Genomic DNA, 17,879 nt, shown 5'->3' on the forward strand with positions numbered 1-17,879 from the left:
ATGTGAGGCCAATGGCCGATTTCCACCCCATTCTGGCGCGTGCGATCGCCGGACTGACCGACAAGTCTCCGGAAGCACGCCGCGCCGTCTACGATCGCGCGCGTACGGCGTTGCTCGCGCAATTGCGCAGCCTCGACCCACCGCTTTCCGAAGCCGACATCACCCGCGAGCGACTCTCGCTCGATGAGGCCGTGTCGCGCATCGAGGCGGAGATTGCGCTCGCCGAGGCGATCGAGCCGAGCCTGCCGCCGCTCCCGCTGGACGAGCCGCCGGCTGCTCCAGCGACGCCGCCCGCGCGGCCGGAGCCGAAGCCGCGCCCTGCGGTATCGCAGGAACCGCCGCGCTTCGAGGAGCAGGCCGCTCGTGACGAAGCCCAGCCAATCCGCCCACGCGTCGCACCGCCGCGCAAGCGCAGCGTCAACCCTGGCCATGTCCGCACGGCCATCGTCGGCGGTGGTGTTGCGCTCGCCGTCGCGGTGATCGCCGGCGCGGCCTACTACGTCAACAAGGTCGCCCCGCAGGACCAGCAGGTCCGCCCGCGCGTCGAAACCCAGGCCCCCCCGGCGCAGCAGGACCAGGCCGGCAAGATCAACGAGCGCGCCGGCGGGGAGACCGCCCCGACGCCGAGCCAGCCTTCCGGCCAGCGCCCGAGCCAGCAGGCTGGCGCCCAGCCCGGCAGCGACATCGCCGTCGCCCAGCGCGCCATCCTCTATATCGAGGTGCCTGAGACCCCGCAGCAGCCCCGCACCGTGCAGGGCCGCGTGCTCTGGCGGCTCGACAGCGACAGCGCCGGTCCCGGCCGGCCGGTCGAGACGATCGTGCGCGCCACCATCGAGATCGCCGATGCCGGGCTCTCGCTCGACTTCACCATCCGGCGCAACACCGATAGCGCCTTCCCGGCCTCGCACATCATCGGCATGCGCTTCACCACTTCGGGCGAGGCTGCGAACGACGCGATCCGCGAAGTCGGCGTACCGCAGTTCAAGCTCGAGGAGGGCGAGCGCGGCGCGCCGCTCTCGGCGATCTCCTCGGCGCTGGGCGAGAACCTGTTCGTGGCGGCCCTCTCGAACGTTCCGGTCGAGTCCGAACGCAATCTCGATTTGCTGCGCAACCGCAACTGGATCGACCTGCCGATCCGCTTCAACTCCGGCCGGCGTGGCATCATCACCTTCGAGAAGGGCGGCGCCGGCAACCAGACGATCGGCGATGCGCTGAACCGCTGGCAGGGCTGAGGCGAACCGGGCGCCTCAGCGCTCCCGTTGCACTGCCAGCTGCCGCATGACCTCGACCATCACGGGGTCCTTGCCGGCGGCATAGTCGGCGAAACCAGGCGCAATGGTTACGGCCGGCTGGAGATCGCCGGCCGGCACGCCGTAGATGTAGTTGAGCAGGAAGCAGGTCGTGATCTGCGACAGGCTGCAGCCTCGCTCCCAATCATGGAAGGCGGTGGTGTAGCGCACCGCGATCTTCGCGTTCGGCAGTTGCGTGCGCCCTCCCTCGCCCCAGAACTGCGAGCGGTCGCCCATCGCCTCGCCGACGAGGATGGCGCGCGCTCCAGCGAAATATTTCAACCTTGCCGCAGTGCTGATCGCCGCAGAGAAGGTGTGTGCGCTGGTCAGGACGAAAAGCCTGCCGGACGCAGGCAGCAACTCCGGCAGCCGGCGCGTGAAATCGGCCGTCAACATATAATTGCCGCCGGGATTGAAACGCAGATCGACGACGGCATTGCGAATGGGTTTCTTCGCCGCTTCGTCGAGCATCCCGGACAGATAGGCGGGCAGGTCGACCGGCCCCTGATCGCTCACACGGTTGATCTGGACATAGAGCAGATCGTCAGCCGGATAGGCGTGCCAGTAATTCGTGTCGAGATGCGTCAGATAAGCCGGCAAGGTGACGCCATCGAGAACATGTCGCCATCCGCTCGATCGAGCTGGCGGAGCCAGATTGTCGCTTGGCCATACAAGGCGCTCCTGAGATGGCCGAGTGGCCGCCTTGGCGACGAGTTCGACCGAGCCGACGGCCCCATCCGCAAAGCGTATCTCAAAGCGATTGCCATCCGCCGTCGCGGCCAGGCCGGCCGCATGGAGCAGCTCCGGCGAGATCAGGACGTTCGGCACGAGTTCCCGGGCGAGATTTGCGGGCCCGCCGACATAGGGACGCAGGGCTTCGGCCAATGCGGCGGTCGTGCGACCGTTGACGCCGAGCATCTGTCCGCCGAGGAGATGGCGCCTGTCCTCGTCGGTCGCGATCACGAACAGCCCGTCGGCGAACCAGCCGAGCCGGATCGGCACGGCGTTGAAGCCATGATCGCCGGCAAGCCCGAGCACATTGGTATGGCCGTTGTCGGCCAAAGCCACGGCCTTCGCCGCCGCCATCGCCAGGCCGGCCCGGTCGAGGTCGCCGGCGCGCGGTTCGAGCGCGGCAATCGCCCGGTCGAATGCCACGCGACTTTCGGCGGTGAAGCTGCGCTCGACCTCCGGCAGGCGGCGCAGATGGGCGAGGTCCTGCAGGTTCCTATCACGCTGGGAGCCGACCGCGGAAACGCTCGCCGCCGGATAGGGCTTCAGCGTCGAATAGAGGATGAGGCCAAGCGGGACCGCGACGAGAGCAAGCAAGGCCGCAGCGGCTGCCAATAGCCTGAGCCCGCGCCGTCGCCGTGATCGCCTGGGAACCTCACCGTCTTGTCGCATGGGCCTGACCGATCTCCGCGGGAGGGCGCCACGCTTACCATCGATCAGGACATTTGGCGGCAGCACATATGCGGCTGCCGCCCGGCGACTCAGCCACCCGAGACCTTCTGGTAGTCCTTCACGTCGGAGAAGCTGATCTCGGGCGCGCGCTCGGCGTCGTATTTCAGGGTGAACTGCGACGAGGCCATGAAGACCGGGTCGCCGTCGAGATCATCCGCCATCGAGGACGGCTTGGCAGCGGTGAACTTCTGCAGCGCCGCCTTGTCGTCGCTCGAGATCCAGCGTGCGATCGCGAACTGGCAGGGCTCGAAATCGACGGGGAGCGAATACTCCGCCTCCATGCGCTCCTTGAGCACGTCGAGCTGCAGCGCGCCGACGACGCCGACGATGGCAGGGGCGCCGTCATGCGGCAGGAAGAGCTGGACCACTCCCTCCTCCGCCATCTGCTGCAACGCTTCGCGCAGCTTCTTGGCCTTCATCGCGTCCTTGAGCTTGACGCGGCGCAAGATTTCCGGGGCGAAGCTCGGCACACCGCGGAAGACGATGTCCTCGCCCTCGGTCAGCGTGTCGCCGATGCGCAGGGAGCCATGGTTCGGCAGGCCGACAATGTCGCCGGCAAAGGCCTCCTCGGCGATCGAGCGGTCGCGGGCGAAGAAGAACTGCGGCGCATTGATCGGCATCGGCTTGCCGGTCCGGACGAGCTTGGCCTTCATCCCGCGCGAGAGCTTGCCCGAGCAGATCCGCATGAAGGCGATGCGGTCGCGATGGTTCGGATCCATGTTCGCCTGGATCTTGAAGACGAAGCCGGTCATCTTCGGCTCGCCCGCCTCGATCGGCCGCTTGTCGGCCGCCTGCGCCCGCGGGCTCGGAGCCAGCTTGCCCAGCGCGTCGATGAGGTCGCGCACGCCATAGTCGCGCAGCGCCGCGCCGAAATAGACCGGCGTCAGATGGCCCTCGCGGAAGGCCTCGAGGTCGAAGGGCTTGCAGCCCTCGCGCGCCAGGAAGACCTCCTCGCGGAAGGTGTCGACAGCGCCATGGGGCAGGAGTTCGTCGAAGAGCTTGTCGTCCTCGCCGTCGACCTTCTGGCCGGCGTCGCTCTCGTCGCCCTTCTGGTTGCGACGCAGGGTGTTCGAGGCGAGATCGAGCGTGCCGACGAACTCGCGCCCGCGCCCGACCGGCCAGGTCATCGGCGCGACGTCGAGCGCCAGCGTCGTCTCGATCTCGTTGAGCAAGTCGAAGGGATCGCGGGTCTCGCGGTCGACCTTGTTGATGAAGGTGACGATCGGGATATCGCGCAGGCGGCAGACCTCGAACAGCTTCTTGGTGCGCGCCTCGATGCCCTTGGCGGCGTCGATCACCATCACGGCGCTGTCGACCGCCGTGAGGGTTCGATAGGTGTCTTCCGAGAAGTCCTCGTGGCCGGGCGTGTCGAGCAGGTTGAAGACGTGCCCGTCATATTCGAAGGTCATCACCGAGGTGACGACCGAGATGCCGCGCTGGCGCTCGATCTTCATCCAGTCGGAGGATGTCTGGCGCCGGCCGGCCTTGGCGCGGACTTCGCCCGCGAGCTGGATGGCGCCGCCGAAATAGAGCAGCTTCTCGGTCAGCGTGGTCTTGCCCGCGTCCGGGTGCGAGATGATGGCGAAGGTGCGCCGGCGCGCATGGGGCGCCGCGGCAGCCGCCGCGCTGTCGATGGTCGAAAGATCGGTCATGGCGTGGTCAAGACAGGATGCCGCCCCTCCTGTCAATCGGGCGAGGTGTCATCACGGCGTCGTGGTCCGCCTGCGCTCCCAACGCAAATTTAACCAAACCATGGCCTTATGGGCGATGGGTCCCTCGCTGCGCACCGAGACAAAGCCGCGGCCTGCCGTTTCGCGACACAGATGGCCACGCTGCGCACCATCTCGAGCCAGATCCTCGCCGCGATATCGCTTCTCGTCATCGCCGCCGCCCTCGCCATTGGCCTCGGCGTCCACAGCCTCAGCCGCTATGCCACGATGACCAACGAGATGCAGTCGGTCACGCATCGCTCCGCCATCGCCGAGCGGATCAATGGGCTGGTCAACGCCGTCGTCATGGAATCGCGCGGGATCTACATGAGCGAGGGCGCCATAGGAGCGGAGCGCTTCGCCCCGCCGCTGCTGCAGAACCTCACCGAGATCGAACTGCTGATGGCCGAGTGGCTGCCGCTGGTCGAGGTACAGGAACGGGCCGACTTCGAACTCCTGGAAGCGCGTGTCCGGGAATTCATCCAGTTCCGGCGCGAGATCGTTCGGCTCGGGCGCCAGGGCGCCACGGCAGCGGCGCGCGCAGCCGGCAATGACGATGCCAATCGCGACAACCGCAAGGCGCTCAACGAGACGTTGAAGCGGATCGCGGGCAACTATGACAGCCGCAGCACCGCACTCGATGTCAGGCTCGCCGCCCTGCAGCGCGACAGCGTCGACCTGCAGATCGGCATCGGCAGCGCGCTGATCCTGATCGGCCTGATCCTCACCTTGCTGGTCGTGCACCGGCGCGTCGCGCGCCCGCTGCAGAGGCTGGCATCGGCGATGCGCAGCCTCGCCGATGCCGAGACGATCACGGCGGTGCCGCTGGTGCAGCGTCAGGATGAGATCGGCGACATGGCGCGCGCCGTCGAGGTCTTCCGCGACCACGCCCAGGCCCGCGAGACACTCGAAGCGGCAGCCGCGCACGCCGAAGCCGGGCGCACGGCGCGCCAGCAGCGGATCGCCGAGGTGGTCGCCGCCTTCGATGCCCGCCTCGCGGGCGCGCTGGAGACCGTCGAGACCGGTGCCCACACGCTGGAGGGCGCCGCACGAGCGGTCAGCGAGATCGCCAGCGCCCGCACCGTGCAGATCGACGGAGCGCAGAACGCCTCGCAGGACGCCTCCGACAAGGTCCAGCACGTCGCCGTCGCGGCCGAGGAACTGTCCAACTCGATCGCCGAGATTGCCGACCGCGTGGCGCGTGCGAGCGCCATGGTCAGCAGTGCTGCACGAGACGCACAGGGCGTGAGCCGGCGCGTCGACGGTCTCGCGCAGGCCTCCGAGCGCATCGTCAGTGTCATCGACCTCATCCGCGACATTGCCGAGCAGACCAATCTGCTCGCGCTCAACGCGACGATCGAGGCCGCCCGTGCCGGCGAGACCGGGCGCGGCTTCGCCGTCGTCGCCGCCGAGGTCAAGACCCTGGCGAGCCGGACCGCCGAGGCGACCAATGGCATCGCCAGTCAGATCGAGGCCTTCCGCGGCGAGGCCAGGGACGCCGTCGCCGCGATCGGCGCGATCGCCGCGACGATCACCGACGTCTCGCAGCATACCGGCGCCATCGCCACCGCGACCGAGCAGCAGAAGAGCACGACCTCCGAGATCGCCCGCAACGCCCAGGCAACAGCCGACGGTGCCGCGACCGCGGCCTTTGCGCTGGTGAGCCTTGCCGCCGCCTCGGGCGAGGCGACCGGCGCCGCCGCCGACACGCTGCGCACCGCCGAGAACCTCGCCCGCGAGGCGGAGGCGCTGCGCGGCGCCGTCGCGACCTTCTTCGGTCAGATCAAGGCCGCGTGAAGCAGCCGCCCGATCTTCAGTTCTTGAGCCGGTAGCCGGTCTTGAAGATCCAGGCGATCACCGCGATGCAGGCGCCGAGGAAGACCAGCGTCATGGTCAGGCTGACCGCGATGCCGACATCGGCCGTGCCGTTGAAGCTCCAGCGGAAGCCGCTGATCAGGTAGACGACCGGATTGACCAGCGTCACCGCCCGCCAGAACGGCGGCAGCATGTCGATCGAGTAGAACGAGCCGCCGAGGAAGGTCAGCGGCGTGATCACCAGGAGCGGGATTGCCTGCAGCTTCTCGAAGCCGTCGGCCCAGACGCCGATGATGAAGCCGAACAGGCTGAAGGTCGCCGCCGTCAGGATCAGGAAGAGCAGCATCCAGATCGGGTGCTCGATCTTCAGCGGCACGAACAGGAAGGCTGTGGCGAGGATGAGCAGGCCGAGCAGCACCGACTTCGTCGCCGCCGCCGCGACATAGGCGAAGACCGCCTCCCACCAGGCGACCGGCGCCGAGAGCAGTTCGAAGATCGTGCCGACGAATTTCGGGAAATAGATCGCGAAGGAGGCGTTGGCGATGCTCTGCGTCAGCAGCGAGAGCATGATCAGGCCGGGCACGATGAAGGCGCCATAGGGCACGCCGTCGATCGCCTGCATATGCGAGCCGATCGCCGCGCCGAAGACGACGAAATAGAGCGAGGTCGAGATCACCGGCGAGAGCACGCTCTGCAGGGGCGTGCGCCAGGTGCGGGCCATCTCGAAGCGGTAGATCGCCTTGATGGCGTGGAGATTGACGCTCATGCGTTCGCCCTCAGCAGGCCGACGAAGATGTCCTCGAGCGAGGACTGGCTGGTGCGCAGGTCGCTGAAGCGGATGCCGGCCTCGGCCAGGTCCTTCATCAGCGCGGTGATGCCGGTGCGCTCGGCCTTGGTGTCGTAGGTGTAGACGAGCTCCTCACCCTGCGCCTGCAGCGTCAGCCCGTAGCCGGACAGCGCTTCGGGGACCGCCGCAAGCGGCGCCTGGAGGTGCAAGGTGAGCTGCTTCTGGCCGAGCTTGCGCATCAGTTCGGCCTTCTCCTCGACCAGGATGATCTCGCCCTTGCTGATCACGCCGACCCGATCGGCCATCTCCTCGGCCTCCTCGATGTAATGCGTGGTCAGGATGATGGTGACACCGCTCTCCTGGAGGCGGCGCACCAGCTTCCACATGTCCTGACGCAGCTCGACATCGACGCCGGCGGTCGGCTCGTCGAGGAACAGGATCTGCGGCTCATGCGCCAGCGCCTTGGCGATCAGCACGCGCCGCTTCATGCCGCCCGACAGCGTCATGATCTTGCTGTCGCGCTTGTCCCAGAGCGAGAGGTCGCGCAGCACCCGCTCGACGATGGCCGGGTTCTTCGGCTTGCCGAACAGGCCGCGGCTGAACGACACCGTCGCCCAGACCGTCTCGAAGGCGTCGGTGGTCAACTCCTGCGGCACAAGGCCGATCCGGCTGCGCGCGGCGCGGTAGTCGCGGATGATGTCGTGGCCGTCGGCGAGGACCGTGCCGGTGCTCGGCCGGACGATGCCGCAGACGATGCTGATCAGCGTCGTCTTGCCGGCGCCGTTCGGCCCGAGCAGGGCGAAGATCTCGCCGCGCCTGATGTCGAGGTCGACGGTTTTCAGCGCCTGGAAGCCCGAAGCATAGGTCTTCGACAGGCCGGATATCTGGATGATTGGTTGCATGGGCGAACGCTATACTCGCAGCACGGCAAAGGGATGAAGCAGGATGGTGCCGTTTCGCCCTGCCGGCACGACATCCCGCGAAACAAGAATGGCCGGGCGAGCCCGGCCATAGCAAGTCCTTCTACCAGATCCTGTCAGCGCATGAAGAACCAGAGCAGGATGATGATCGGGATCGGAACGCCCACCAGCCACAGAATGATCGAACGCATCGACGCTAACCCCTTGATTGTCATCGGATGTAGATGACGGGACAACGTCGCGGGAGGGCCGGCGGTTCCGCCGCCCGGCAGCAATCTCACTTGTAGGCGATGCTGTCGATGATCGCCGACATCGCCGCATCATGCGTCTTGTGGCCCTCTAGCGAGGCCCAATAGGTCATCATGATGATCTTGCCGCTCGCAACGTTCGGATTGATCGCGATGTAGCGGATCAGCGACTCGCCGTCCTTGCTCTTGGCCTTGAGCTCGGTGAACGACCAGGCCTTGCCCTTGACCTCCTGCTTCACCGTGTCGGAGGCACCGGTGATCGTCACGCCTTCCTTCTCGAAGTAGACGTTGTGTTCCTTCTGGAGCGTGTCGAGTTCGGCGGGCGCGATCAGCTCGAACCAGAGATAGATCTCCTCGTCCGGCGTCCTGATCTCGACGCCGCGCTTGATCTTCGCGGTGGTCCAGGCATCCGGCACGGTGACGACCGCGATCGGATCGACATCGGTGATCTGCAGCGCTCCGGCAAAAGCCGGCACGCCGCTGAAACCGGCGAGCGCAAAGGCCAGCGCATGGATGGTCTTCCGCAACATGAGCGTTCTCCCCCGGGATCGGCCGGGTCCCGCGCCCCTGCGCGCACCGTGATCCGCCAGGCGCGAGGGTGTGCCACAGCCCTCGGGGATGACAAGGCAGGCAGGGGGTGTTCAGGCCAGTTCGCTGGCGCTCGGGTGCCAGAGAAGTTGATAGCCGTTCACAAGCGCCGCCAGAGACGTCGGCGGCGTGACGACGGCGACCTGACCGGACGGTCGCGGCCGGCTCGCGACGTAACCAGAGGGCGACCAGAGCAGGGCCTTGTCGCCGCGCAAGGCCAGGAACTCGCCCTCGGGGGTGGCGATCATCGCGCCGTCCGGCAGGCTCTCCGCCGGCATCCGGTGCAAGCGCTTGCGCCTACCGTCGCGCCGCTCGCGATCGAGCCGTTCGTCGATGGTGGGAAAGAGTGGGACCTCGGCAAGGCCAAGCCCGGCGACCAGCGCCGCCCGGTAGGCATGGGCGTCGCTGCGCCGGCATTCGACGCAAGGCCGGTGACCGGCGGCGAGCGCCGTCACCTCGTCGCAGAAGAACAGCTCGGTGTAGTAGCGGCCCCAGACGTCGCGCTGGCGCCCCTTGAAGGACAGCACGCAGCAGATCCACTGGCTCGTGGCGTAGAGCCGCCTCGGCAACGCCTTGGTCACCGGGTCATGAAACTTGCCGCCGCGATTGCCGAACAGCAGGCCGCGCGCCGGATCGGCGAAGAGCGAGCCATCGGGGCGGATGCGATTGGGCAGCGGCATGTGGCGACCCTAGGTCGTGGCGACGCCGGATCATGTCACCAGCGAGCTACCCTTGCGACACCTTGCCGGACTCGCAGCTCGCGACGCTTTCCGGCAAGCTCCTTGCGTGCGGAAGAAGCCGAAAGGCACACGCGGGGGCTGGCCTGCATGGATCAGACGACAGAGAGCATTGCGCCACCTCTGGCCGCACATCCCTCGCGTGGCGCGATCCTCGGCGAGATCCATGCCCGCCCTTTCGCGCCGCTGGCGACGCCACAGCGGCTGCTGCACTTCGCCTTCATGACCGACCAGGCGCAAGCCGCCGCCGATCGCGACGCCCTTGCCCGCTTCTGCGCCGAGCGGGGCGTGCCCGGCCCGGCGGAGGGGGCGAAGCACCATCGCACCAGGCTCGGCGAAACCAGCCTGCGCTGGGAGCAGCACAGCGAATTCACCACCTATACCTGGGAGCTGTCCTCCCCCGGCATGCTTCCCTTCCTGCCCGCGACCGCGGTCCTGCCGCACGGCATGCACGCTCTGCCGCAGCCCGGCCCGCATCTGGCAGCGATCGATCTGCATCTGCTGCCGGAGCGGGCAGCGCCCGAGCTCGATGCCGTATTCGATGCGGCCAGCCTCGCCGCCTCGCTGGTCGATGGCGAGGCGGCGATCGCCGCGACCGATTTTCGCGCAGGCGCCGACGGCTTCGTGCGCATCCTGGTGCTCGACCGGGCCTTGACGCCGGCCAAGGCCGGCGCGCTGGCGCAGCGGCTGCTCGAGGTCGAGACCTATCGCGTGCTCGCCTTGCTCGGCCTGCCTGAGGCTCACCGTCTCGCTCCCTCCGTGCGCCGCACCGAGGAGGCGCTGGTCCGCATCGCCGGCACGATGATGCAGACCGACGGGCTCGCCGCCGACAATGCCCTGCTCGACGAGATGACCGCGATCGCCGCGACGATGGAGTCGGAAGCTGCCTCGTCGAACTACCGCTTCGGCGCCAGCCGGGCCTATGACAGCATCGTCGGCCAGCGGCTGGAGGCGATCGACGAGGCGCCCTATGGCGGCTGGCCGACCATCGCCGCCTTCCTGTCGCGGCGGATGGCGCCGGCCATGCGCACCTGCAACATGCTCCAGCAACGCCAGCTCGACCTGTCGCGTCGGCTCGCCCGCGCCGCCAACCTCCTGCGCACCCGCGTCGATGTCGCGCTCGAACAGCAGAACCGCGACCTGCTCTCGGCGATGAACGACCGCACCCGACTGCAATTGCGCCTGCAGCAGACCGTCGAGGGGCTCTCGGTCGCGGCGATCGGCTACTATGTCGTCAGCCTGTTCGGCTATCTCGCCAAGGGCGCCAAGGATGCCGGCTTCTTGCCTGTCGATGTCGGCGTCGCGACCGCGCTGTTCGTGCCGGTCGCGATCCTCGGCGTCTGGCTGATGGTCCGGCGCATCAGGCACGGCCACCGCGACAGCTAGCGCTGCACGATGACCTTGGTCCCGGGCCTGACGCGATCATAGAGATCCGTCACGTCGCGATTGGTCATCCTGATGCAGCCCGAGGATACCGCGGCGCCGATCGTGTCGGGCTCGTTCGAGCCATGGATACGATAGAGGCTCGATCCCAGATAGATCGCCCGTGCGCCGAGCGGGTTCTCCATCCCGCCCTCCATGTAGCGCGGCAAATCGGGCCGGCGCTTCAGCATCGCCGCCGGCGGGCGCCAGTCCGGCCATTCGCGCTTGCGCGAGACGATCTTGGTGCCGGACCAGCTGAAGCCCTGCCGGCCGACGCCGACGCCATAGCGGATCGCCTGCCCCTGTCCGAGCACGTAATAGAGCCGCCTCTGGCTGGTCGAGACCACGACCGTGCCGGGCGCCTGCTTGCCGTTCCAGGGCACGACCTGACGCGGCACCGGCTGCTCGCTGAAGATGTTGAGGAAGTCTGCGACACCGCGGCTGAGCGCGTTGGAATAGGCGTAGGCGGGTGCGCAGAAAGCGAGACTCGAAACGATAACAATGGCGCGCAGCATGATGATCCCTGCAACGCCCCCCGCCCGGATTTAACCGGAAGAGGCAAAGCGGGGTCAACCCCGGCCTAGCCGCGCAGCCCGGCCGTGATCGAGCGGCGATAGGACAGCGCCGCCGGAATGAGCGCCGCCAGCGAACCGAGCAGCAGGATCAGCCCGACCTGCGCCAGCTCCGCCGAGCCCAGCGAAAAGGAGAGTCGCAGACCCGTCTGCAACTCGAACAGGCCGGAGACCGCGAACGTCGCCGCAGCGCCGAGCCCGAGGCCGGCGAGACAGCCGGCCGCGACCAGCCCGGCCATACCGAGCCAGACCACCAGCAGCACATAGGCCGGCGGCGCACCGAGCGCGCGCAGCACGGCATAGCGCCGCCGCCTCAGCCCGGTCACCGCGACGAGCAGCAGGAAGATCGCCGCCAGGATCAGCACCGCGTTGAGAACGGATGCGACGCTGAGCACCTGCCCGACATCGCCGAGCGTCCGATAGAGCCCGACCAGCACCTCGGCCGGGAAGAAGGCCATGGTGCCGCCCTGCCGGTAGCGCGCCCTGAGCGCATAGGCGTCGGCGACCGCCTTCGGCTTCACCACCAGCGCCGGCACGCCGGGAATGCGTTGGCCGTCGAAGGGCGGGCCGAGCGCGGCATCCTCGCCGGCATGGCCGTTGCCGAGCCCATGCACCTCCCAGACGCTCTCGACCGGCACCAGGATCGCCCGGTCGAAGGGCGAGCCCAGCCGAGGCAGGCGGCCGACCGCGACATAGGCATGGCCCTCATGGCGATGGCTCGCCTCTTCCGCGTCCGCGACGCCGCGCTTCGGCCAATGTCCGGCGATGGCATGAGACGGCTCGATCCTGTCGCCGAGCTTGTAGGTGACGTCGGCGCCGAGCACCGCCTCGCCCTCGCGCGCGAACAGGCGGCCCTCGCTCGGTTGCACCCGGCCCCAGCGGCCGGCGAAGGCGAGCGTCGTGCCGATCACCGGATGGCCGCGGGCGATGTCGCCGAAGGCGAGCGGCGCGACGGCGGCGACGCGCGGATCGCGGGAAAGCTCGTTGAGCAGGCGCCCGTCGATCAAGGGCAGCGCCTCGGGCTGCAGATAGATCGCCGACATCACCAGCTGCGTCTGGCTGCCGGGCGCACCGATCAGCAGGTCGAAATCATCCGCCGCCTTCGCCGAAGCCTGACGCAGCGCCCGCTCCTGCGCGCCGATGGCGACACCGATCGCCACCGCCAGCGCAACCAGCGTCACGATCGCCGCCGCCGTCCAGCGCAGCGCCCTGAGATCAGCGATGACCATCGGCAGCGGGTTCACGCCGCCGCCTTCAGCTGGAGCGGTCCATCGCCGATCACCGCGACCTGCTGCATTCGCGCCAGCAGCGCCGGGTCATGCGAAGCACAGAGCAGCGTCGCGCCGCTTTCCCTGGCGACCTCGACCAAAAGGGTCCCGACCTCGGCCGCATGCGCCGGATCGAGGCTCGCCGTCGGCTCGTCGGCGAGGATCAGCGCCGGTGCGTTGAACAGGGCCCGCGCGATCGCGACGCGCTGCTGCTCGCCGCGCGAGAGCACGGCGGCGCCCCGGCGCAGATCGGTGAGGCCCATGCGCCCGGCGAGCGCAGTCGCACGCGAGACCTGATCGCCCGTCTGCCGCCAGCCCGAAAAGCTCGCCGGCAGGGTGATGTTGGCGAGCACGTCGAGCTCAGGCACGAGGTGGAAGTCCTGGAAGACGAAGCCGACCGTCTCTCGGCGCCAGCGATCGCGCGCCGCACCCGGCAGCGCTGAGACCATGACATCACCCCAGCCGATGCTGCCGGCATCGGGCAGGAAGAACCCGGCGGCGAGATGCAGCAGCGAGGTCTTGCCGGAGCCGGATGGGCCGCGCAGGCCGATCAGCGCACCGGGCGGCACGACGAAATCGGGAATATCGAGCACCCGGAAGGGCCGCCCGTCGCCATCGCGATGATCAACCTGGATGCCGGAGAAATGCAGCGGCCGAGCCGCGCCCGTCGGCCGCTCAGACACTGTGGAAGCCGGCATCGACGAGCCTGATCTGGCTGACGAAGCCGGTCTCGGCATCGGTCGAGGAGCCGATCTCGAGCCGGCCGCTGACCGCGACTTTCTGGCCGGCGCTGACCATCGGCGTCGCAGCCCGCATGAACACCACGACGATGTCGACCGGCCAGTCGGCATCGGACTGGCAGAACGGGCAGATCGCCAGCGGCTCGCGCGTCAGCACGAAGAAATGGCTCTCCGGCTTCAGCGGCGGCGCCATGTAGCCGACCATCCTGACCGGCTTGCCGCGCAGCGAGGTCGCCCGATCGGAGAACTGGAAGCCGAGCACGCCGAAAGATTTGTAGAGCCCGTCGAAGGTCAGCGTATCCGCGTTGGCGGCAAATGCAGGCAGCGGAACGGGTAGCGCCGCGAGCCCGATGAGGAGCCCGCGGCGGGAAAGCGTCGGGAGCAGGTGCGGCCGATGCGAGATCATGCGTCCTGCTCCAGTCTAGATCACTTGCCGCCGAGGGCCAGCGCCTCCGCCATGACGCGGAAGACGAAGACGTTCGGCTTGTGGCCGCGGAAGCGCTCGGCGCCCGGGCCCATGGCAGTGAGCAGCACGTCGTCGGCCGCATGGACGCCGGAATTGGCGTCGAAGGGCAGGTTGCCCTGCTTGCGGGTGGCGAGCGGCCCGGTGCAGTCCTTCTCGTTGGCGACGTTGGTCTTGCCGTCCGGGCCCTTCACGGCCGGGACGCGCTCGCCATCCATGTACGGCTTGCCGGTGTCGCAGGTATCCGGATAGCTGCCGAAGGCGACGGCGAGACGGCGCGAGGTGTCGACCTTGGTCGGGTAGCCGTCGGCATCACGCGGACCGTAATTCGGCGGCAGCGATTCGTTGTAGGTGCCCAGCTTGTCGCGCAGCAGCTGGCCCGGGCGATCGTCGTCATAAGTGCCGATGATCGAGATCGGATGGGCGTGGTCCGGCACGACGATGATCAGCGTGTCGTTGCGATCACCGGCAAACTCCTTGGCCGCCTTGACCGCGTTGTCGAGCATGATCGTGTCGAACACCGCGCGCTCCCAGTCGAGCGAGTGGCTGTACTTGTCGATGCGGGCCGATTCCACCATCAGGAAGAAGCCGTCCTGGGCGCCCTTCAGCATCTCGATCGCGGCCTTGGTCTGCTCGACCACGTCCGGCTGGTCCGGAAACTTCGAGATCGAGCCCTTCTTGGCGAGGCGCAGGTCGAAAGCGCCGTCGATGTTCGAAGTGTTGTAGAGGCCGAGCAGCTTCTTGGAGCCGCCAGCGACCGCAGCGTTCATCTCGGTCTTGGTGGTGGCGAGCGCGTAGCCCGCTTCCTTGAACTTGGCGATGAAGTCGAGATCGTCGGTGCGCTTGGTGCCAGGGGTCGCCTTCGGCAGGAAGTTCGGCGAGCCGCCGCCCATGATCACGTCGGGCTGCACGTCGAAGAACATCTTGACGATGTCGTTGTAGTCCGAGCGGCGGCGGGTATGGGCGACCATCGAGGCCGGGGTCGCATCCTCGATCTCGGCATTGGTGACGACGCCGATCGCCATGCCAGAGCGCTTGCGCTTGATCACCTCGGAGATCGTCTCGACCTTGGGATGGTCGAGCGTCAGGGCGTTCTTGGCGCAGTAGATGCCGAGCGCATTGACGCAGGACTTGTGGCCGGTGGTGTAGGCGCTGGCAGAATTGGCGCTGTCGGTGACGATCGAGTCGGTGCCCGAGGTCGAGATCAGCGCCATGTTCGGCATGTCATCGATGGCGAGCTCGCCGCCATAGAGGCCCTGCTCCCAGCCCTTCGACAGGATGCGGGCCGCGGTGCGATGCGCGACCGACATGCCGTCGCCGACGAAGAGGATGACGTTCTTCGCCTTGCGCTCGGGCGTCGCGTAGACGGTCCAGTTGACGGTGGCCTTCTCGCTGCCCTGCGTCGCCTCGATGACGTACTGGCCGGCCGGCAGCTGGGCGCCGCGCAGCCAGAGCGCCGAATGCTTCTGGCCTTCCTCGTTCTGGACGAACTGGGCCTCGCGGCCGAAGGCCTCGTTCACCGGCTTGCCGTTGATCGTGACCCTGACATCGGCCGAGGCCGGCGCATTCGGGAACTCGACCTTGAAGTCGAAGCGCGAGCCCTCGAGGATCTCGGCACGGTTGAGCGGATAGATGGTCTGCGCCGTCGCCGGCGCCACGCTGGCGAGCATCGCCGCCGCCATCAGCCAAGTTCGCTTCTGCATGATACCCTCTCAGCCCCAGTGAATCCGGTGGCCGGTCCGTTAGGCGCACGAGATGACACTATGATTACTGCGGCCTTGACAAAATTGTAATGTTATAACAGATAGATACTGTTGAGATCGACGAACTTCGGATGTCGTGTCTACTTCGCTGGCGGCGGCAACGAACAGTCGTGGTGCGTATGCTAAAGCTCCCTCCGTAAAGGGGGACGGCAGATGAGCACCGCAAGCGATGCCCGCTTCTGGGACCGATCCTCGAAGAGCTATGCCAGGTCGCGGATTTCCGATCAGGCGGGGTATGAGCGCACGCTGGAGCGGACGAGCGCCCTGCTGAAGCCCGACGATCGCGTGATCGAACTCGGCTGCGGCACCGGGACGACGGCGCTGCGGCTTGCCGCTGCGGTCGAGAGCTATCTGGCTACCGACATTTCCGCCGGCATGATCGCCATCGCGCAGGAGAAGCTTGCCGCAAGCCCGATCGCGGGTCTCGCCTTTCGCGCCGCGACTGCCGAGGCGCTCGCTTCCGAAGCCGCTCGGTTCGATACGGTTCTCGGCTTCAACTATCTGCATCTGGTCCGCGACCTCCCCGGCACGCTGCGCAGCATCCATGCCTTGCTCGTGCCGGGCGGCCTGTTCATCTCAAAGACGCCCTGCCTCGGCGACATTAACCCCCTGATCCGCCTTGCCCTGCCACTGATGCAGATGATCGGAAAGGCGCCCTATGCCGGCGTTTTCAGCGCGCGGGAGCTGAGCGGTCTCATCGCCGCGGCGGGCTTCGAGGTCATCAGCACGGAACACCATGCGAGCAAGGGCAAGGACAGTCGCCCCTTCATCGTCGGTCGCAAGACATAGCGTGAGAAGGCGGGACCGGACGGAGCTATTCGCGCCTGCTCGCGTTTCAATCAGCGAGCGTCGGGCGAGCCGGGCTTATCCTGACAACTCCTGACAAAACGCTTCCTTATCAGCCTCGTCATTGCATGAGGAAACGCCGAAAGGGACACTGCCATGCTGACCTTCTATCACTCGCCGCAGTCGCGCTCCTTCTCGATCCTCTGGCTGCTCGAGGAGCTCGGCCAGCCCTATGAGATGGAGATCGTCGACATCCGTGCCGAGGGCGGCCCGCCGGAGAGCTACCGCGCCATCCAGCCGCACAAGAAGGTACCGGCCATCGTCCATGACGGCATCACCGTCACCGAGCGCGCCGCGATCTGCCTCTATCTCACCGAGCAGTTCCCCGAGGCTGGCCTGGCGCCGGCGATCAGCGACAAGGACCGCCCGGCCTTCCTGACCTCGCTGGTCTATACCGACGCGGTGCTCGACCCGATCATCGCGACCTCGATCCACAAGTTCAAATACGAGGCGCGCGGCTTCTCCTTCGGCTCGCATGCCGACACGGTCGCCAATCTCGCGAAGAAACTCGGCGAGCAGCCCTATGCCGCCGGCGAGCGCTTCACCGCCGCCGACACCCAGCTCGGCGCCGGCATCCATTTCGGCATGAACATCGTCGGCGTGCTGCCGCGCCTGCCGGTGTTCGAGGCCTATATGAGCAGGATGATCGAGCGCCCTGCCCTGCAACGGACCATGCAGAAGGACGGCACGCTCGAGCCCGGCCAAGTGCCTTGAGGAGGCCTACTCCTCCTTGAAGCCATAGTCGGGAATGCCCTGCTCGTTGCCATAGTACTTGTACGGCAGGAACTTGCCGGACATGGCGATCCTGACGCGGTCGCCTTTGGGGTTCGGCTCGCGCTCGAAGGCGATGTTGAAGTCGATCGCCGACATGATGCCGTCGCCGAACTCCTCCTCGATCAGGGCCTTCCAGGCGGGGCCGTTGACCATCACCATCTCGTAGAAGCGGTAGATCAGTGGGTCGGTCGGCGGCATCGGCGTGCCGGTGCCGCGATAGGGCACCTCGTTGAGCATGCGCTTTTCGGTTTCAGAGAGGCCGAACAGCGTCGCGGCCTTTTCGGCGAGCGGCTTCACCAGCTTCATCTGACCAAGCAGGGCGCCGATCACCAGCACCTCGGACATGCCGCCGATCTCGTCGGTGATATGTTTCCAGCTCCAGCCCTTCTCGCGCTTGATGTCGAGAATCTTCTCGGTGAGCTCTTCGCGCTTCATCTCGTCCTCGCCAATCGCAGCCGCCGATCGCAGCGGTCGGCA

At 67.3% G+C, this 17,879-nt stretch carries 17 protein-coding genes; 5 read left to right on the top strand and 12 right to left on the bottom strand.

Annotated elements, in window-relative coordinates; all coding sequences use genetic code 11:
• The first annotated feature begins 11 nt into the window (after positions 1-11).
• Positions 12-1,232 carry a serine/threonine-protein kinase gene (locus VGV58_RS19115; RefSeq protein ID WP_326875615.1) on the top strand — a complete coding sequence of 407 codons (1,221 nt, stop codon included), beginning with the start codon at positions 12-14 and terminating at the stop codon, positions 1,230-1,232.
• A gap of 15 nt (positions 1,233-1,247) precedes the next feature.
• Here the strand turns inward: VGV58_RS19115 and VGV58_RS19120 are convergent, their stop codons facing one another.
• Both VGV58_RS19120 and VGV58_RS19125 read right to left on the bottom strand, forming a co-directional pair.
• Complete coding sequence (locus VGV58_RS19120; RefSeq protein WP_326875616.1) at positions 1,248-2,633, bottom strand: hypothetical protein; 1,386 nt, start codon at positions 2,631-2,633, stop codon at positions 1,248-1,250.
• A 146-nt stretch (positions 2,634-2,779) separates the two neighbouring features.
• Positions 2,780-4,402: a peptide chain release factor 3 gene (locus VGV58_RS19125; RefSeq protein WP_326875617.1), complete on the bottom strand. Its 1,623-nt coding sequence runs from the start codon at positions 4,400-4,402 to the stop codon at positions 2,780-2,782.
• Between the two features lie 171 nt (positions 4,403-4,573).
• Between VGV58_RS19125 and VGV58_RS19130 the strand changes: the two genes are divergently transcribed.
• Positions 4,574-6,256, top strand: coding sequence for a methyl-accepting chemotaxis protein (locus VGV58_RS19130; protein WP_326875618.1), 1,683 nt, complete (start codon positions 4,574-4,576; stop codon positions 6,254-6,256).
• A 16-nt stretch (positions 6,257-6,272) separates the two neighbouring features.
• On the opposite strand, the gene VGV58_RS19135 is transcribed toward VGV58_RS19130, so the two are convergent.
• The 4 genes from VGV58_RS19135 to VGV58_RS19150 form a co-directional block, all read right to left on the bottom strand.
• Positions 6,273-7,040, bottom strand: a complete 768-nt coding sequence (locus VGV58_RS19135) for an ABC transporter permease (RefSeq protein WP_326875619.1) — start codon at positions 7,038-7,040, stop codon at positions 6,273-6,275.
• A complete protein-coding gene (locus VGV58_RS19140; RefSeq protein ID WP_326875620.1) occupies positions 7,037-7,963 on the bottom strand; it encodes an ABC transporter ATP-binding protein in 927 nt (308 codons plus the stop codon). Before VGV58_RS19140 ends, VGV58_RS19135 begins: the two co-directional genes overlap by 4 nt.
• 295 nt (positions 7,964-8,258) lie before the next feature.
• The gene (locus VGV58_RS19145) at positions 8,259-8,759 is read right to left on the bottom strand and encodes a hypothetical protein (RefSeq protein ID WP_326875621.1); all 501 of its coding nucleotides are present in this window, start codon (positions 8,757-8,759) and stop codon (positions 8,259-8,261) included.
• A gap of 111 nt (positions 8,760-8,870) precedes the next feature.
• On the bottom strand, positions 8,871-9,497 hold the full coding sequence (locus VGV58_RS19150) for a hypothetical protein (protein ID WP_326875622.1): 627 nt from the start codon (positions 9,495-9,497) through the stop codon (positions 8,871-8,873).
• Positions 9,498-9,644: 147 nt separating this feature from the next.
• On the opposite strand from VGV58_RS19150, the gene VGV58_RS19155 reads away from it, so the two are divergent.
• Positions 9,645-10,940 carry a DUF3422 family protein gene (locus VGV58_RS19155; RefSeq protein ID WP_326875623.1) on the top strand — a complete coding sequence of 432 codons (1,296 nt, stop codon included), beginning with the start codon at positions 9,645-9,647 and terminating at the stop codon, positions 10,938-10,940.
• On the opposite strand, the gene VGV58_RS19160 is transcribed toward VGV58_RS19155, so the two are convergent.
• From VGV58_RS19160 to VGV58_RS19180, 5 genes are all read right to left on the bottom strand, one after another.
• Positions 10,937-11,491 carry a L,D-transpeptidase gene (locus VGV58_RS19160; RefSeq protein ID WP_326875624.1) on the bottom strand — a complete coding sequence of 185 codons (555 nt, stop codon included), beginning with the start codon at positions 11,489-11,491 and terminating at the stop codon, positions 10,937-10,939. The genes VGV58_RS19155 and VGV58_RS19160 overlap by 4 nt on opposite strands.
• A 65-nt stretch (positions 11,492-11,556) precedes the next feature.
• The gene (locus VGV58_RS19165; RefSeq protein WP_326875625.1) at positions 11,557-12,792 is read right to left on the bottom strand and encodes an FtsX-like permease family protein; all 1,236 of its coding nucleotides are present in this window, start codon (positions 12,790-12,792) and stop codon (positions 11,557-11,559) included.
• On the bottom strand, positions 12,789-13,514 hold the full coding sequence (locus VGV58_RS19170) for an ABC transporter ATP-binding protein (RefSeq protein WP_326875626.1): 726 nt from the start codon (positions 13,512-13,514) through the stop codon (positions 12,789-12,791). The genes VGV58_RS19165 and VGV58_RS19170 overlap by 4 nt, the downstream gene beginning before the upstream one ends.
• Positions 13,492-13,962 (bottom strand): hypothetical protein, encoded by a 471-nt coding sequence (locus VGV58_RS19175; protein WP_326875627.1) that lies wholly within the window; start codon positions 13,960-13,962, stop codon positions 13,492-13,494. Before VGV58_RS19175 ends, VGV58_RS19170 begins: the two co-directional genes overlap by 23 nt.
• A gap of 20 nt (positions 13,963-13,982) precedes the next feature.
• Positions 13,983-15,722, bottom strand: coding sequence for an alkaline phosphatase (locus tag VGV58_RS19180; RefSeq protein ID WP_326875628.1), 1,740 nt, complete (start codon positions 15,720-15,722; stop codon positions 13,983-13,985).
• Positions 15,723-15,935: 213 nt separating this feature from the next.
• Here VGV58_RS19180 and VGV58_RS19185 point away from each other — a divergent pair, with 213 nt between their 5' ends.
• Together VGV58_RS19185 and VGV58_RS19190 are read left to right on the top strand one after the other, a co-directional pair.
• Entirely contained in the window at positions 15,936-16,571 is a 636-nt protein-coding gene (locus tag VGV58_RS19185) for a class I SAM-dependent methyltransferase (protein ID WP_326875629.1), read from the top strand.
• A gap of 153 nt (positions 16,572-16,724) precedes the next feature.
• Positions 16,725-17,342, top strand: coding sequence for a glutathione S-transferase family protein (locus VGV58_RS19190; protein WP_326875630.1), 618 nt, complete (start codon positions 16,725-16,727; stop codon positions 17,340-17,342).
• A gap of 6 nt (positions 17,343-17,348) precedes the next feature.
• Here the strand turns inward: VGV58_RS19190 and cynS are convergent, their stop codons facing one another.
• Positions 17,349-17,837, bottom strand: a complete 489-nt coding sequence (cynS, locus tag VGV58_RS19195; protein ID WP_126115768.1) for a cyanase — start codon at positions 17,835-17,837, stop codon at positions 17,349-17,351.
• Positions 17,838-17,879 lie beyond the last annotated feature (42 nt).

The sequence above is a fragment of the Allobosea sp. genome, from assembly GCF_035944895.1.
Taxonomy (GTDB): Bacteria; Pseudomonadota; Alphaproteobacteria; order Rhizobiales; family Beijerinckiaceae; genus Allobosea.